Here is a 17,045-nt window from a genome sequence, read left to right as displayed (position 1 = left end):
TCAGCAAATAAACGGCACCACGGTAAAAGACCGAGGTCAGTGTTTTTAACTGCCTTTGGAAATTAGCCATGCCTGACTCGACTGCCATCAGCCAGCCCGCCAGTGACCTGCATTATGTAGACGACACTCAGCCGGGCCTTACGCGCAAGGTACTGCGCGGCAAATTCGCCTACTTCAACATTGAAGGTGAGCGCATCAAGGACGAGTCGGAGATCAAGCGCATCAACGCGCTGGCAGTCCCGCCCGCCTACACCGATGTGTGGATCTGTGCCGACCCGATGGGCCACCTGCAGGCTACCGGACGTGACGCACGCGGCCGCAAACAATACCGCTACCACCCGCGCTGGCGCGAGATACGCGACCAGGACAAATACTCGCGCCTGATAGAGTTCGGTCATGCGCTGCCCAAGGTGCGCAAACAGATCGAAGCACAACTCGCGCAGCCGGGCATGGGCCGGGAAAAAGTCATGGCGACGGTCATTTCATTGCTGGATGCGACGCTGATCCGCATCGGCAACAGCCAGTACGCCAAGGAAAACCGCTCATACGGCCTGACCACGCTGCGCAACAAGCATGTCGAGGTCAAGGGCGGCCAGATCCTCTTTGAGTTCCGTGGTAAAAGCGGCGTTGAACACAAGGTCAGCGTCAAAGACCGGCGCTTGGCCAATGTGATCAAGCGTTGCATGGAATTGCCGGGACAAAACCTCTTTCAGTACCTGGACGAAGATGGCGTGCGCCATGCGGTGACGTCATCCGATATCAACGCCTACCTGCAAAGCCTCACCGGCTCGGATTTCACCGCCAAGGATTACAGGACCTGGGCAGCCAGCGCACTGGCGCTCGCGACGTTGCAGAAACTGCACTGGGAGCCGGAGGCCGACGCCAAACGGCACATCGTCGACATGGTCAAGGCGGTCTCGAAACAACTGGGCAACACCCCTGCCATCTGCCGAAAATGCTACATCCACCCCGCAGTACTGGAAGGCTTCCTGCTCGGCAACCTGGCCAAACTCCCCCGCTCCCGACAACGCAAAGGCCTGCGCCTGGAGGAAGTCGCCCTGGCGAGCTACCTGCGATTACTGGCTGACAAGGTCGAGGCAGTAGTGAGCGATGCGGTGGTGAAAGAGAGCAAAGCCTGAGCCGCCTGAACGCGGCACGTCAGCCTTTGCTCCAATAAAATTTCGTAGCCTCATGATTTACCAAGCATTTCCGGCAGGCAAAAAAGCGGCATTCCGAGTCATTTGTGACGCTTTCAAGCTTGCTTCATGGGGGCCGGGTGTATATATTCCCTGCTCTTGGCGCTACCGCCCCGATGGCGAAATTGGTAGACGCAAGGGACTTAAAATCCCTCGTCCTTTGGACGTGCCGGTTCGACCCCGGCTCGGGGCACCATATATAGATCAAGGGCTTACGGGGCATTTTGCTCAGTAGGCCCTTTTTGTTTTGGTCTGCAAAAACAGTCGTGGTCCGCAATTCCAAAAAAATCTTTCTCCGGCGTCCTGCTGACGAACACCACTTCCCCAAATCTGAAAGACTCAACTGCTGTATGCAAATACAGCAGTTGAGAATCCCCCATCATGAACATCGACTACACCGAAGACTGAGTATTTCGCGAAGTTCGGGTTGAAAGAAAAGAACAGATTGTTTATAAGATTGGATCCAAATATGAGGAGTTGAACATGAAACCAGGCTTTGAAATTGGAATCTTGAGCTTCGCCCTTCCTCTGGCTTTTTGCCTCCTATACCTCGCTGGCCGTCAGTTACGAACCCTCGGGGCTTGGATGGACAACACTGATAAACCGAAAGAACGAGCCAAAGCCTACTTAGTAGTGGCCATCTTATTTGGCTTTGTCATGGGGTCGTTGATGCAGCCTCTATACAACAAAGGCAGTGAATGCTCGGCTGTAGGCCAACCACTGGTGCCATGCCTTTTCAATAGCTATCGGTGAAGCTTCAGACCCGATTGGGCGCAAGGCCAGTCGGGTTTCCTTGTCTCTGTTCGCCGGCACGATCGCAAGCATGCAACCCGGCCCCCCCAACCGATGACGACGTTACAAATGCGAGACACACGCTGGATTCCTGCTCTTCCTATTGGAAATGTTCAGGTTTGAAAGCATCATCTCCAGATCCCTACCCAGATGCCAGGCGCGGTCGTACAGATCCCGGATCTACTGCCTACTTTCCCCTGAGTACTCTTGTGCAGATTCGATCGACAACAAATGCCATCGCGATCATCCAGCCGACGAAAAATACTGTCCGTGTGCCGTGATCTATTCCAGGTATCTCAAACCCAAGCCACGCACCTGCAAACATCAGAGGCACAAACAAAACAAGGGCAAGCAATCGTTCTAAAAGACTGTTCACACTTGAAACTCCACATAAAAAGCGTGAGTCAGTTTAAGCCTCTTCATGTTGCCAGAGCCCAAGGCGCTGACTTCTCGCCCTCGGAAATATGCAAGGCTACTCTTTCAGTTAAAGTGGGTCGTAAAACCAAAACCATGAAGACGGTTCAGCAAAGTCCACGTGAGATAGCCTATCGACGGGACCATGGCGACCGTTTCAGGTATCGCTGCAAACTGGAGAGTGAGCGAGTCATTTGGAGAACATCCCTTAGTGATACCGGCGAATGGGATCGCTGGGGCTTGCTGCGCAGTCTTCACGTCTGTCGCTGCACTCCAGTAACCTGAACACCCAGGATGCAAGACGGAACCCGAGCCTGGGAGCACCCTGCGGTTAAACCGCAGGCCTTGCAGAATGCCGATTTACTCACCAAAGTCGACATCAAATGCTTGGTAAAACGCCATCGGCGACTCTGCAACAATCCAGAGCAGAAGAATGCAATGGTGACCCTTTTTGCCCTCCGGCAACACTGCCGAATCTATTATTGCCGGCTCAAGCTCACCGCGGTGTTTGTCAAAAGGCTGAAGAAGGGAAATTTTTTCGTCAAAAGGGTTCTCTTGAAAGTGATTGCGCGTCAATCGGGTGCTCTCGTCCCATCCATCTTTGGTAATGAACCAACGATAACCACGCGTCACATGAGTCGCTTCATACCTCCAGGTTACGTCAAACGTACTCCCACTTTTCACGCTCAGGCGAGGCCAGCCTTCAGTGTTAATGATGCCCTTCTTTTTCAGTGCCTCAGTGAGCTCTGTATCGGTGTAATTCAAACAGTCGCGCTCATCAGTCCAGCCTGCACTCACTATCAGTCCATCTACTGGCGGGACAGCACTATCAACATCGCCATCTGCATACTCGTCTGTGCGAGGAAAATCGTGTGCAGGGCCTTCTAATTTATCAGGGAAGTTTTTGCCACTTTCTATTCCGTGCAGATGCCACTCCAGTACCATCCCCTGATCCATGGCATACGAGCCCCGCGATGCAGGCTCGATAACCCTACCGTGTCTGGGTTGCTTACTATCAGATTCACTCATTTCCATATCCCCAATTCTTGAATCAGGCATGCCTTGCCTGTTGCACAATTGAAGACCTGCTTCCATGGGCCGGATAGCTAGCAGTACAGCCAGTAGATTTTTCTGTGAAAACCTGAAACGTGAGGGCTGGTGAACTGCCCAACCCGCCACCGTTGTTGTACGTGCCCGCAGCACTTAAAGCATGAAGTTAATCCGAAATATATTCCCCTCGGGGTCCAGCAAAACCGCCTGATACCAATGGTAATACGTCAGATACGGCGCCTTGATCAATCGCGCACCCAGCGCCACTGCTTGAGGCACCAACCTGTCCACCTCGGATTGCTCATCGACATCAATGTTGAGGAGAAACCGGCAACCGGTGCTACCAGTAAACTCATCCAGCCCCAACAATTCGTAGGCATCGAGTGCATTGAAACCGATGCAGGATTTGCCTGTGTCCAGCCCACGAAAAATAGGCGACCTGATGGCCTCGATTTCACTGAAGCCGAACAGCTTCGAGTAAAAACCGCTTAAACCGATGATGTCCTGCGCGAACACGTTGACGTATGAAAGTGTGCTCATGTCAGGCCACCTTGCTGCCGCCGAAGGTCGTCTGTTTGACGAACTTGGCCAGCAAGTGATCGCCCGAGGTGACCGGCGCGTGCCGTGGCGCGGTGCCAGGCGGCAGGCAACCGGGCAGACACTCGATCAAGGTGTCGTAGTTGGGTTGATGGAAGAACACCAGTGACTGCCGACGGTTGTCCTGCTCACTGCTAATGGGCGGGTTGACCACGCGGTGCAGGGTGGAAATCCACTGGTCGTTGGTCCACTGCATCATCAGGTCGCCGATGTTGACCACAAAACCGTTCTCGACATAGGGCACATCGACCCATTCGCCTTGCTGATTACGTACCTGCAAGCCACCCAGCGCATTGTCGGGGCGCACGATGGTCAGGCTGCCGTAGTCAGTATGCGCGCTGGCGCGCAGCTGGCCGGCCTCGACTTCGGTCTTGATGTCCGGGTAACTCAGGCTGCGGAACATACTGATATGCCGGTCGATTCTATCATCAAAAAAGCACTCTTCCAGCTCCAATGCCAGAGCAAACAGGCGCATCAACGATTGCGCCAGTTCGCTCATCGCCTCGAAATAAGCTTGATAAGCCTCTTTGAACCCAGGCAGCAACGCCTCGGCAGGCCAGACATTCGGCGCGAAGTGCGAGCCTGCTTCGGCGTTGTGGTAATAATCTTCGTTCGGCACGTTGCTCGGCCCGATGGAGAAGGATTCCTTCAGATCCCCCGGCGCACTTTCTTCCAGAGAATACGACAGGCTCTCCTCCGCTATCGCACTGTAACCACGCACCATCTCCGGGCTGGGACGATCAACCTTGCGTTTTTCCGCTAGCGGCAAATCAAAGAACTGGCGGGTCAAACCGGAGACCTTATCGATAAGTTCTTTGGGAATCTGGTGCTCGGTGATTACCAGAAACCCAATGTCCTTACACGCTTGATTGACTGCCTGCGCCACGGCTGCCTTGCCGTCCGGTTCTCCTGAAAAATAAGGGGCCAGGTTGATAATGGGCACATAGTGCAGAGTCATACGGCTGTTTCCTCTCGCTGACACGGTGCGGGAAAGTTTCACCGGCAAGGGTGAAGGTCAGCGAGACGAGAGCAGAAAGCATGCCACTGGAAGAATTCACAATTCATACAAACAGTTAGCCGTATCGACCGTTCAAGCCAGATCAAACGGTCTGAAACGGAACGCATGGTTTGAATGCGCACAGATGAAAAACGGCCCAGAACTGCGCACATTTATCTCCCGTGCGGCTACGCACTTTCAATACGCCGGATGACATCGGCGGTCGTGGTGACCTCTCCGAACTCATAGGCAATAGTCGTCAGCGATATACGCTGAACGTCTGCGGCTGAAACCGCACCAAAACCGACATCCGGGTAGTCCATCGCAGCATTGGCGTCACTCAGGGCGATAACCTTGTATTCCCGGTGCACGCCGTCCCTGATCGTGGTTTCACAACACACGTTGGTGACCGTACCGCAGACAATGATCGTATCGACATCCCGCGCGCGCAGCACCGTGTCCAGGTCCGTGTTGTGAAAGCCGCTGTAGAACAGCTTGTCGACAATCACATCACCCGACTGGGGCGCGAGCGCTTCGATAACCTCAACGTCCGGATCATGCCGTGCCAGTATCTGATCCACATTCGGGTACAAATCGCGCATGCGCCCGGTGTCCGAACCATCGCCGCGCACGATATGGCGCAGATAAACCACCGTCACCTGAGCAGCTCGCGCGGCCTGCAGCAGCTTCTGGATCGGCTGGACGATATCCGCCGTACTTTTTACATACAACGCTCCAGTGGGCTCACAAAAGACTTTTTGCATGTCTACGACGATGACCGCCGTTCTGCGCGGGTTGATCGGCCATCGGACAAGGGGTTTGCTCATCGGGTTTACCTCGGTTATGCCTGACAGGCTGGTTGGGCATGGCAAGCAATAATCGTGCTGCATGTGACAGATCAATTCCCGGCGAAACAACCATCCATTGAACACCCACGGCGATCATGCAACACCGACGGGCATGTGCCTCGCGCGCTCGCTCTGCCGTCCCAATTGCATTGAAAACACAAGGAACGTAGTCATGAAGCCAGGTTTCGTAACCCAAAAAGAGTCATGTGTGCTTCATCTGAAAATTCAGTGCCTGCTATTGCTCACGCTTGCGTTGACGGGATGCGGAACAATCAACACAACGTTCAGGCCCGATTCCGTCGCAGGTGAAAAGCTCACTGACTGGAAATCAAATTGCTCCTCCATTCCGCGCGTTTACAGCGGAGTTATGCTCGATTTTTGTGAACTGAACGCAGAGCCCAAACAGAGTAGCGCTTATCAGAAGACCAATGCTCCCGAGTGGGTTTTACTGGACATGGGCTTATCAGGCATCGTAGATACACTGCTCCTGCCTTACACGATTTATCAGCAAAACCAATACGGCTATATCAACGCAAGCCGCTTTAAATAGCGGCTGAGCTCGGTTTTCGGACCCCATCACTTTCATCGCGCCCAATAAAAAACCCCGCAGACGTTAATCTGCGGGGCTTTGAATAGTGGAGGCCGAGGTCGGAATCGAACCGGCGTAGGCGGATTTGCAATCCGCTGCATAACCATTTTGCTACTCGGCCTCAAACGAAAGATGCTTCACTTAAACATCAAACGTATTTTCATTTCGCGGGAAACCGGTATTTCTTTGGCTTCCAACCCATTGAATCTAAAGGGTTTTTTTCAATTCCTCGCTCAGGAATGGACGCAATTCTGTACTGGTTCGCATGTCATGTCAAGAACGAGGAGAAAATAATTCGCTCACTGCGCGCAGGTGTAACAGCTAATCAACCTGACGCTCCAGAGGCGCATACGGTTTGAAGAAGCCTGCCCCCATCCAGTGCGGTGTTTTTTCCGTGGTCAATGGCTGGGCGCGCTGGTAGCTGTTCGCGTTTTTCGAATAGCCCTTGTGGTCGTACTCGGCCATGAACGGGTACGGGAAGACCTTGCGGGTACGCCCGCGATTACCGACGTTTTCCTTGACCATCGATGCTGGCAGGGCTTTTGGCAGCGGTCTCTGCCGGTTGCCAGCCTTCTCGGGGCCTGCCTGTCGGGCGACAATCGCATCCGGTGCCTGGCTTTTTTCAACCCAGGCCATGATCGGCGTCAGCAGATCAACCAGGCTTGGCCCTTCCCCGCCGCCGCAGTGATAAACACCGGGCAACATATATAGCCTTGAGAACGCCTCGGTGCGTGTCTTGCCCATCTGTGCTTCGACCGCCTCGTGGTACGCCAGGGTGTTGAGCGGCGAGATGTTCGGGTCGGCCCAGCCGTGCCAGAGAATCAGCTTGCCGCCGCGGCTGGCGAATGGCGACAGGTCCGGGTTGGTGGCATCGTACAGCGCATGCAGCGGGCGTAGTTGATCAAAGGTTTTCTTGTCGAAGTTCAGTGCGTTCAGATCGAAATCCGCGCTCGGGTTCTTCTCGAACACCACATTGCGAATGGCCTCCAGTGCAGCCGTTTCGCTGTAGACGGTCTGATCGGCGCTGACCGGTACGAATACGCCTGCCCAGGCCAGTTCCGAGCCAGGCTGCGGCCCGCCCAAGGTCAAATGTTCGCCACTGACAGGGTCTTTCGGCCCCTCGTAAAAACGTCTGACAGCAGCCACTTCTTCTGCGCTCAGGCAGTTGGCAGTGTCGGCTGCTGTCTTGCATTGCAGTACGGCGGGGTCGAAGTGGCAGATGCGTGGGTCGGATACAAGGCCATCGATTTGCCCGTCCAGCACATCACATTGGGCGAGTACGGCCTTGTGCAGCAGTGGCAGTCTGGACGCGAGGAGAATCGGCTTGCCGTCTGCCCCTCGGTTGGAGCGGGCCATCCAGCCGTGGTACAGCGTTTTCTGTACCTGAAAGTTGAGCGCAGGAGCTCCGGCGATGATGCCGTCGAAATCGTCCGGGTAACGCTGGGCCTCGATCAGGGCCTCCCGGCCGCCGTCCGAGCAGCCACTGAAGTAGGCGTATTCAGCTTTGCGGCCATAAAACGCAGTGATCAGTTTTTTCGACGCCAGCGCGGTGAGGTGCACGCCACGGTGAGCGAAATCGGCGCGTTTCTGCGGGTCGTCGCCAAAATGGTTATCTGCCGCCTGATGCCCCATGTCGGTGGAGGCTACTGCAAATGCACCAGTATCAAGCGGCTTACAGCCATCAGCGGCGCGTACGGTCGAGTTGATGTTGCCACACAGCCCACCGCAGCCGACTTGCAGGTAGCGTTGTGCCCAGGTGCCGGTAGGCAGTTCAAGCCTGAAGTTTATCTGCGGTGCCAATCGGCCTTCCACGGCACACACTGCTACATCGTTGCGCATTGATTCACTGGCCGATAGCACACGACTGCCCTGCCCGCCGATATCGTTGAGGTCCACGCCGGTCAGCGCAGAGCACGCGCTGACCGGCTTGACCACCGCAAGCTGGGCAATGTTGTCGGCAGTTGCAGAGGACGGCGTACGAGCCTGGGCTGGCGTCTGAATGATAAGTGAAGTGACCAGCAGCGACAGAGCGCGGACGTACTTCGGCTGGGAGGGTTTCATGAGAACTCCTGTTCATGAAGGATCAAAACCACAGTGCGAGCACCTAAATGACCGCACTGCAGGTAAGGGTAAAACGTTTAAGCGAGGCAATTATTCAAAGGCTAGTAGAAAAAGTCATCCCGGATTCCATCCGCCGCCCATGACCTTGTAGAGCGTTACCCGGTTGCTCTGCTCGGTAAGGCGAAGGGAAATCAGCTCCTGCTCGGCACTGTACAGCGAGCGCTGGGACTCAAGTGCCTCCAGATAACTCTGCGACCCGCCGCGATACAGGGCATCGGCCAGTTCGTAGCTCTTGCGACTGGCATCGGTATAGGCCTGTTGTGCAGCCACCCGCTCGTCCAGCGTGCTGCGCACCGCCAGTGCATCGGCCACTTCTTTGAACGCAGTCTGAATCGTCTGCTGATAGGTCTGGATCTGAATCTGGTTTTCCACCTTGGCCGAGTCAAGCGTGGCCTGATTGGACCCGCCATCGAAAATCGGCACGCTGATGCTCGGCGCAAAGCTCCATGAGCCGCTCCCGGACGTGAACAGACCTGACAGGCTGGTACTGGCAGAGCCTGCATTGGCGGTGAGGGTGATGCTGGGGAAGAACGCGGCACGCGCTGCGCCAATGTCGATGTTCGCTGCTTTGAGGCTGTGTTCGGCGCTCAGCACATCCGGACGACGTTGCAGCAGGCTGGAGGGCAATTCGTCCGGCACCTGCACCAGTTGCGCCACGGATGGCACGTCGGCAGTGGGCAGAAGCTCCTCCGGCAGATCGCTGCCCACCAGCAGGCGCAGGGCGTTGCGGTCCTGAAGAATCTGGCTTTTATACTGCGCCACATCGCCCCTCGCCGACTCTACCGTGGTTTGCGCCTGAGCCACTTCCAGGCCGGAAGAGCCGCCCAGCGCATGGCTGCTTCTGGTCAGGTCGTAGCTTTGCTGCTGGCTGGCCAGCGTATCTTCAGCCAGTTTCAAAAGCTGGTTGTCGGCAGCCAGGGTGAGCCAGCCGGTCGCGACTTCGGCAATCAGGCTGATCTGCGTGCTGCGCCGGGTTTCGGTCAAGGCCAGGTAATCCTCAAGCGCTTCGTCCTGAAGGTTCTGGATACGCCCGAACACATCCAGTTCATAGCTGCTCAAACCCAGTTGCGCGCTGTACTCATGGCTGATCGACGACTTTCCGGTCATTGAGGTCGATGACGGCGTGCGTGTATGCGTGCCGCTACCACTGGCATCAATGGTCGGCAGGCTCGCTGCACGCTCGATACGGTATTGAGCCTGGGCTTTCTCGACATTCAGGCTGGCCAGGCGCAGATCACGGTTATTCACCAACGCCAGGGTTTGCAGACGTACCAAACGCTTGTCGGTGAAAAAGTTCTGCCAGTCGATATCCGTGGGCACGCTGCCTGACGCAACAGGTTGGCCCGCCGTCGCCGCCAGCCATTGGTTCGATACAGGCGCTTCGGGGCGTTGATAATCCGGAGCCAGGTTGACGCAGCCTGTGAGCAGCGCCGTGACAGCCAGCGAAGGCCAGAAAAGACGCATCATGCTTCACCTGTAGATGTGGATTGGGCAACAGGAGCATTGCCTGCAGAACGACTGAAGCGGCGACGGACTTCGACGAAGAACAGCGGCACCAGAAAAATACCCAGCACGGTGGCGCTGAACATACCGCCCAGCACGCCAGTGCCGATTGCATTGCGCCCAGCCGAGCCTGCGCCGGTGCTGAGGGCCAGCGGCAGCACACCGAACATGAACGCCAGCGAAGTCATCAGAATCGGACGCAGTCGTTGCCGGGCGGCAAGAAGGGTCGCTTCATGCAGGCTTTTGCCCTGCTCCTGAAGATGTTTGGCGAACTCGACGATCAGAATCGCGTTTTTCGCCGCCAGGCCCACGGTGGTCAGCAAGCCCACCTGAAAGTACACGTCATTACTCAAACCGCTGAGCCGTGTCGCCAGAACCGCGCCGACAACGCCCAGAGGCACCACGAGCATGACCGAAAACGGTACTGACCAGCTTTCATACAAAGCCGCCAGGCAGAGGAACACGAACAGCACTGAAACCGCGTAGAGCATGGGCGCCTGAGCGCCGGACAAACGCAGTTGATAGGACTGCCCGGTCCACTCGTAACCGATGCCTTCGGGAAGTTGCTTGATGATTGCTTCAACGGCATCCATTGCCGTGCCCGAGCTGACACCCGGCGCAGGATCACCCACCACTTCAAGCGACGAATTGCCGTTGTAGCGTTCCAGCAACGGCGAGCCATAGCTCCAGCTACTGCGGGCAAACGACGAGAACGGGACCATTTCGTCATTGCTGTTGCGCACGAACCAGTGGTTCAGATCGGCTGATTGCATGCGCGAAGCAGCCTCGCCCTGCACGTAGACTTTCTTCACTCGCCCCTGGTTGAGGAAGTCATTGATGTAGCTGCCACCCAGCGCAGTGGACAGGGTCGAATTGATGTCGCTGGTAGACAGGCTCAGCGCACCGGCCTTGCGGTCATCGATGGTCACTTTTAACTGTGGGGTGTCGTCCAGGCCGTTGCTGCGCACGCCCAGCAAGCTCGGGTCCTTCTTCGCCAGCTCGATAAACTGCTCGCGTGCCGCGACCAGCGCCTCATGCCCCACGCCGCCAAGGTCCTTGAGCTGCACATCAAACCCCGAACTCTGCCCCAGCCCGCGCACCGCAGGCGGTTGCATGACAAACACGCTGGCGTCGCCAATGCTTGACAGCGCCAGCGTTGCCCGCTGAGCCACCTGCGCTGCGCCCTGCCCCTTGCCGGAACGCTCGCTCCAGTCCTTGAGCTTGATGAACGCCCTGGCAGTGTTCTGGCTGTTACCGCCCATCCCCAGCCCGGAGATACTGATCAACGCCTCGACTTCCGGCTGTTTGAGCATGTAAGCCTCGAACTGCCTCATCACCGCCTGCGTACGGCTGTCAGTAGCGCCCACCGGCAGCTGGATCTGCGCCATCAGCGCACCCTGGTCCTCATCCGGCAAAAACGACGTGGGCAGGCTGACATAACCCACAGCCATGGCCACCAGCACCAGCACGTACACCAGCAGAGCCCGTCCACGATGTTTGATCACACCGCTAACGCCTCGCTGGTAACGGTCGGCGCTGCGGTCGAAGGTGCGGTTGAACCAGCCGAAAAAGCCGCCCCGTTGTGCATGCAACTGAGCATCCGAGGCTTTGAGCATCGTTGCGCACAACGCTGGCGTCAGGGTCATTGCAACCAGTACAGAGAGCAGCATGGCCGAAACAATGGTTACCGAGAACTGCCGATAGATGATCCCGGTGGAGCCGCTGAAAAAGGCCATCGGGATGAATACGGCGCTCAGCACCAGCGCAATGCCGATCAGCGCACTGGTAATTTCATCCATTGATTTGCGGGTCGCCTCCAGCGGGCTCAGTTGCTCTTCGCCCATCACCCGCTCGACGTTTTCCACCACCACAATCGCATCGTCGACCAGCAGGCCGATGGCAAGGACCATGGCGAACATGGTCAGGGTGTTGATCGAATAGCCGAACAGCGCCAGCACGCCGAACGTGCCCAGCAGCACCACCGGCACGGTAATCGCCGGAATCAGCGTGGCGCGCAGGTTCTGCATGAACAGAAACATGATCAGCACCACCAGTACGATTGCCTCACCCAGCGACTTCACCACCTCTTTGATCGACAGACTCACGAACGGTGTCGTGTCATAGGCAATCACTGTCTTCAGTTGCATCTGCGTGGGGTAGAACGGCTCCAGTTCCTTGAGTTTGGCCTTGATCGCTTCGCCAACGCTCAGCGCGTTTGCGCCTGACGCCAGTTGAATGCCCATTGCCGCCGCTGGCCTGCCATTGAGCGCCGAGTTGATGTCGTAGCTCTCGCTGCCCAGCTCCACTCGCGCCACATCGCGCAGGAGCACGACAGCGCCGTCACTGGAAGATTTGACGACCACGTTCTCGAACTGCTCAGGCGTCTGCAGCTTGCTGCGGGCGCTGATGGTCGCATTCAGTTGCTGCCCGGCCACCGCCGGCAAGGCACCCAACTGTCCTGCCGAAACTTCGGTGTTCTGCGCCTCCAGCGCCGAGCTGATGTCGGAGGGCATCAGTGCGTACTTTTCCAGCCTGGCCGGGTCCAGCCAGATACGCATGGCGTAACCCGAACCCAGGGTCTGCACGTCGCCGACGCCATCTATACGGCTGAGTTGGTCGAGCAGCGTGCTGGATATGTAATCACCTATCTGCGTACCCGTGACACTTTCGTTATCGGATGCCAGGGCAACCAGCATCAGAAAATCGGAACTGCCCTTGGTCACCGTCAAACCTTCACTCTGCACGCTTTGCGGCAAACGTGATTCAGCCTGTTGCAGCTTGTTCTGCACCTGCATCTGCGCCACATCAGGGTCGGTGCCTGCGGCGAAGGTCAGGTTGATGCTCGCACTGCCCGCAGAGCTGCTGGAGGCGGACATATAAGTCAGCCGGTCCAGCCCCTTCATCTGCTGCTCGATCACCTGGGTAACCGAGTCTTCGACGGTCTTGGCCGATGCGCCAGTGTAGGTGGCGGAGATTTTTACCGTTGGCGGCGCGATATTGGGGTATTGCTCAAGCGGCAGCTGGCTGATGGACAACCCGCCGGCGAACATGATGCAAATGGCAATGACCCAGGCGAAGATGGGGCGATCAATGAAGAAACGAGCCATGTTCAGCGCTCCTTCACGTCAGTGGCAGCGACAGTGCCGCTCGGCGATGGCGAATTCGGGCTGTCGGCGTTCTGAACACTGACTTCGGTGCCCACCGGCGTTTTCTGCCCGCCCTCGAGCACCACCTGCTCATTGGCCTTGAGCCCGCTGCTCACCCACCACTGGTTGCCCACTGTGCGGTCGACACTGATCACCCGCTGCTCGATCTTGCCGTCGACCACCAGTAAAACGGTGGTCTGGCCGCTGGCACTGCGGGTGACGGCCTTTTGCGGAATCAGAATCGCGTTGTGATCCTGCGCCTGCTCCAGCACCGCCACCACGTACATGCCGGGCAGCAACAACCGCTCTGGATTGGCAAAGCTGGCACGCAGCGTCACGGTACCAGTGCCTTCGTTGACGCTGACGCCACTGAATTGCAGGCGGCCGTCGTGGTTATAAGTGCTGCCGTCATCCAGCTTGAGGGTGATTCGGGCTTGCCCATCGCCGTTGGTTTGCAGCTTTCCGCTGGCCAGGTCGCGCTTGAGACGCAGCAACTCGGTGGTGGACTGCGTGACATCGACGTAAATCGGGTCCAGTTGCTGAACCGTGGTCAGCGCCGTGTCCTGCTGGGCCACCACCAATGCGCCAGGTGTGACGGTCGAGGTCTCGATACGGCCACTGATGGGCGCGGTAATACGTGTATATGTCAGGTTGATGCGCGCGGTCTGTACATCGGCCTCCGCCACTTTTACCTCGGCCGCAGCGGTCAACAGACTGGCTTCGGCGTCTTCTTTATCCTGCTGGCTGATGGCATCTATCTTTGCCAGCCCTATATCTCGCTTGGCAGTTGCCTGCGCCGATTTGAGCGTGGCACGGGACTTGGCGAGCGCGGCCTGTGCCTCTGCCAGCGCAGCCTGGTAAGTCGCGCTATCGAGTTGATACAAAGGCTGACCGGCCTTGACGTCAGCCCCCTCGACGAACAGCCGCTGCTGAACGATGCCACTGACCTGAGGACGGATCTCGGCGACCATGAACGCTTGAGTGCGCCCCGCCAGCTCGGTGGTCAGCGCCTGGCTGCGCGGCTGCACAGTGATGACCGAAACCGTCGGTTTTGGCGCAGCGGGCGGCGAATCATCCTCTGAACAACCGCTTAGAAGACTGATAAGGGCTGCGTAGATGACAAAGGTCACCGTCATCAGGTATTTGGCGAAAATCTTGCTCGACATGTTTGCCTCAGGACGTTGTGGCGAAAGCCTGATGTCAGAGTGCGAGGCAAATGTGCAGGAAAATTGAAGATTGCTGCGCCGACTTGAAACTTGCGGTCACGAAGGCCTAAATGGACGCCGTCTTCAGGGAAAACCCAAGCCTTCATGAAATCGAGCATCTCCACCAAACTGTTTGTCGCGGTGCTGGCCAGCGTGCTGTCGGTGATCCTGATCATGGGTCTGACTGCGAACTGGAGTTTTGCCCGTGGTTTTCTGGGTTATCTCAACGAGCAGGCCATGCAGCGTATGTCGCCGGTCCTGCCGCGTCTGGCAGTGGCCTATGCTCGCGAAGGCAGTTGGGAGTTCATGCGTGACAACAAGGATCGCTGGTTTGAGGTGATGCGCCCGGAGCCCGCACAGGACTTCGCCATTCCCGGACTGGCAACACCCCCCACTTCCGATCTGACTGGTGCAGTGTTTCGAATCGCCCTGCTGGATGCGCAGAAGAACCTGGTAATGGGGTTTCCGGGCGTGCATGACGATGAGTTCATGCGCCCGGTGGAAGTCGCCGGCAAAATCGTGGGCTGGCTGGCCGTCACACCTTTTCAGAGCGTCAGTGAAGCGGGTGGCGAGCGCTTTCAGCAGTACCAGCTGCGCGCCAGCCTGGCGATGGGTGTGCTGTCGCTGCTGCTGGCCGTGCTGATTGCCTGGTGGATTGCCCGCACGCTGCTCGACCCGGTCAAACGTGTGGCCGCAGCAACCCATCGGCTCGCCGCCGGGGAATACAGCAGCCGAGTGGCGGTTTCCTCCAATGACGAGGTCGGTCAACTGGCGCGCGACTTCAATCAGCTGGCGTACACCCTGGAGCGCAATGAGAAGATGCGCCGCGAATTCATGGCCGATGTCTCCCATGAGCTGCGCACCCCGCTGTCGGTACTGCGTGGCGAACTGGAAGCCATCGAGGATGGCGTGCGCACACTGGATCAGGCGTCGATGAAGTCCCTGCAGGGCGAAGTCGGCATGCTCAGCAAGCTGGTGGATGATCTGTATGAGCTGTCCCTGGCGGATATGGGCGCCCTGACCTACCGCAAGGTCGACTGTGATCTGGCGGAGCTGCTGACGAATATCACTGACATGTTCGAAGAGCGTTGCGCAGCGCGTCAATTGAGTTTGCAGCTGGAACTTGCGACTCAACCCTTGTCGGTACACGCAGACCCAGGCCGCCTGCAACAGTTGATCAGCAACCTGCTGGAAAACTCGGTGCGCTACACCGATGCCGGTGGCACGGTGCAGGTTCGCGCAGCCATGCGCGATGATGAAGTACGTATCGAAGTCATGGATTCCGGCCCCGGCGTCGATCCCGCACAATTGCCCAGGCTGTTCGAACGATTCTATCGCGGTGAAACATCCCGTAACCGCGCCAGCGGTGGTGCGGGTCTGGGGCTGGCGATCTGTCACAGCATCGCCCTCGCCCACGGCGGCACCCTGAGCGCCGACCACTCGCCTACAGGCGGCCTCTGGCTGACCCTGTGCCTGCCTGGACGGCTGCGACCATGACCTCCATGACCACCGAAACGCCGATTCTCATTGTCGAGGACGAACCCAAACTGGCTTCGCTGATGCGCGACTACCTGATCGCTGCCGGTTATTCGACCCACTGCCTGAGCAACGGTCTGGAGGTAGTGCCAGCAGTCAGAGCCCAGCCGCCGCAACTGATCCTGCTGGATATCATGCTGCCCGGTCGCGATGGCATGGACATCTGCAGGGAGCTGCGCAGTTTCAGCGCCGTACCCATTGTCATGATCACCGCGCGGGTCGAGGAAATCGATCGTTTGCTGGGCCTGGACCTCGGTGCGGATGACTACATCTGCAAACCGTTCAGCCCGCGTGAGATGGTAGCCCGCGTCAAGGCAATACTGCGTCGCACTTCCTCAACCGACCCGCACACGCCCAAGGGTTTGCAGGTGGACGAAGCGCATTATCAAGCCTCGTTCAATGGTGTCAGCCTGGACCTGACCCCGGTTGAGCTGCGTCTGTTGGCCACTTTCGCCCGCTCACCGGGCCGGGTCTTTTCCCGAGACCATCTGCTGGACCGGCTCTACTCGGATCATCGCGTAGTAACCGACCGCACGGTGGACAGCCACATCCGCAACCTGCGTCGCAAACTGGAGCAGGCCTGTCCTGGTCAGGACCCGATTCAGTCGCTTTACGGCGTGGGATACAAGCTCGAGCTTTGACCGTCACAGCGCTGAGCACACGTCATCATCCATGCCGTTCCAAGCACCCAACATCGGACGCGGAGCGTCCAGAACGGCATGCGACGCACGATAGTCGGGATTATCGTTCCGCACGCTCCAGCGTGGGAATGCCGTTCGTGACGCTCCGCGTCACAAATCTGCGCCGCGCCGCAACCTCAAGACCGGACGCAGAGCGTCCAGAACTGCATGCGACGCGGAGCGCCGCACGATAGTCGGGATTATCGTTCCGCACGCTCCAGCGTGGGAATGCCGTTCGTGACGCTCCGCGTCAAAAATCTGCGCCGCGCCGCAACCTCAAGACCGGACGCAGATCGTCCAGAACTGCATGCGACGCGGAGCGCCGCACGATAGTCGGGATTATCGTTCCGCACGCTCCAGCGTGGGAATGC

The 17,045-nt window shown here is 57.7% G+C and carries 13 protein-coding genes and 2 tRNA genes; 5 read left to right on the top strand and 10 right to left on the bottom strand.

The genetic code is table 11. The features are described from left to right. The first annotated feature begins 68 nt into the window (after positions 1-68). Together RYB09_RS13045 and RYB09_RS13040 are read left to right on the top strand one after the other, a co-directional pair. Positions 69-1,139 (top strand): DNA topoisomerase IB, encoded by a 1,071-nt coding sequence (locus RYB09_RS13045; RefSeq protein WP_058402843.1) that lies wholly within the window; start codon positions 69-71, stop codon positions 1,137-1,139. 167 nt (positions 1,140-1,306) lie between these two features. Continuing rightward, positions 1,307-1,392 (top strand) — tRNA-Leu (locus tag RYB09_RS13040). A 783-nt stretch (positions 1,393-2,175) separates the two neighbouring features. On the opposite strand, the gene RYB09_RS13035 is transcribed toward RYB09_RS13040, so the two are convergent. The 5 genes from RYB09_RS13035 to RYB09_RS13015 form a co-directional block, all read right to left on the bottom strand. Next, on the bottom strand, positions 2,176-2,364 hold the full coding sequence (locus RYB09_RS13035; RefSeq protein ID WP_316888780.1) for a hypothetical protein: 189 nt from the start codon (positions 2,362-2,364) through the stop codon (positions 2,176-2,178). Positions 2,365-2,762: 398 nt separating this feature from the next. Next, the gene (locus RYB09_RS13030) at positions 2,763-3,437 is read right to left on the bottom strand and encodes a lytic polysaccharide monooxygenase auxiliary activity family 9 protein (RefSeq protein WP_316888921.1); all 675 of its coding nucleotides are present in this window, start codon (positions 3,435-3,437) and stop codon (positions 2,763-2,765) included. A 168-nt stretch (positions 3,438-3,605) separates the two neighbouring features. Next, the gene (locus tag RYB09_RS13025; RefSeq protein ID WP_002553400.1) at positions 3,606-3,992 is read right to left on the bottom strand and encodes a VOC family protein; all 387 of its coding nucleotides are present in this window, start codon (positions 3,990-3,992) and stop codon (positions 3,606-3,608) included. 1 nt (position 3,993) lies between these two features. After that, on the bottom strand, positions 3,994-5,007 hold the full coding sequence (locus tag RYB09_RS13020) for an isopenicillin N synthase family dioxygenase (RefSeq protein ID WP_316888777.1): 1,014 nt from the start codon (positions 5,005-5,007) through the stop codon (positions 3,994-3,996). Between the two features lie 227 nt (positions 5,008-5,234). Beyond that, positions 5,235-5,873: an isochorismatase family cysteine hydrolase gene (locus RYB09_RS13015; RefSeq protein ID WP_316888775.1), complete on the bottom strand. Its 639-nt coding sequence runs from the start codon at positions 5,871-5,873 to the stop codon at positions 5,235-5,237. Between the two features lie 193 nt (positions 5,874-6,066). On the opposite strand from RYB09_RS13015, the gene RYB09_RS13010 reads away from it, so the two are divergent. Then, positions 6,067-6,444: a YceK/YidQ family lipoprotein gene (locus RYB09_RS13010; RefSeq protein WP_316888773.1), complete on the top strand. Its 378-nt coding sequence runs from the start codon at positions 6,067-6,069 to the stop codon at positions 6,442-6,444. 86 nt (positions 6,445-6,530) lie between these two features. Here the strand turns inward: RYB09_RS13010 and RYB09_RS13005 are convergent. The 5 genes from RYB09_RS13005 to RYB09_RS12985 all read right to left on the bottom strand — a co-directional run bounded on the left by RYB09_RS13005 (position 6,531) and on the right by RYB09_RS12985 (position 14,419). Further along, positions 6,531-6,604, bottom strand: a tRNA-Cys gene (locus RYB09_RS13005). 200 nt (positions 6,605-6,804) lie between these two features. Beyond that, complete coding sequence (locus tag RYB09_RS13000; RefSeq protein ID WP_316888771.1) at positions 6,805-8,544, bottom strand: tannase/feruloyl esterase family alpha/beta hydrolase; 1,740 nt, start codon at positions 8,542-8,544, stop codon at positions 6,805-6,807. A gap of 114 nt (positions 8,545-8,658) precedes the next feature. Then, entirely contained in the window at positions 8,659-10,068 is a 1,410-nt protein-coding gene (locus tag RYB09_RS12995; protein ID WP_046832838.1) for an efflux transporter outer membrane subunit, read from the bottom strand. Continuing rightward, the gene (locus tag RYB09_RS12990; protein ID WP_316888769.1) at positions 10,068-13,214 is read right to left on the bottom strand and encodes an efflux RND transporter permease subunit; all 3,147 of its coding nucleotides are present in this window, start codon (positions 13,212-13,214) and stop codon (positions 10,068-10,070) included. The genes RYB09_RS12995 and RYB09_RS12990 overlap by 1 nt, the downstream gene beginning before the upstream one ends. A 2-nt stretch (positions 13,215-13,216) precedes the next feature. Beyond that, complete coding sequence (locus RYB09_RS12985; RefSeq protein WP_316888768.1) at positions 13,217-14,419, bottom strand: efflux RND transporter periplasmic adaptor subunit; 1,203 nt, start codon at positions 14,417-14,419, stop codon at positions 13,217-13,219. A gap of 144 nt (positions 14,420-14,563) precedes the next feature. Between RYB09_RS12985 and baeS the strand changes: the two genes are divergently transcribed. Next, on the top strand, positions 14,564-15,955 hold the full coding sequence (gene baeS, locus RYB09_RS12980) for a sensor histidine kinase efflux regulator BaeS (RefSeq protein ID WP_316888766.1): 1,392 nt from the start codon (positions 14,564-14,566) through the stop codon (positions 15,953-15,955). A 5-nt stretch (positions 15,956-15,960) separates the two neighbouring features. Beyond that, positions 15,961-16,635 (top strand): response regulator, encoded by a 675-nt coding sequence (locus RYB09_RS12975; RefSeq protein WP_041924791.1) that lies wholly within the window; start codon positions 15,961-15,963, stop codon positions 16,633-16,635. Positions 16,636-17,045: the final 410 nt, after the last annotated feature.

This window comes from Pseudomonas syringae group sp. J254-4 (genome assembly GCF_032586855.1).
Lineage (GTDB): Bacteria > Pseudomonadota > Gammaproteobacteria > Pseudomonadales > Pseudomonadaceae > Aquipseudomonas > Aquipseudomonas amygdali.
Note: the sequence above shows the minus strand (reverse complement) of the source record. Positions and strands in the feature narration are given on the sequence as shown.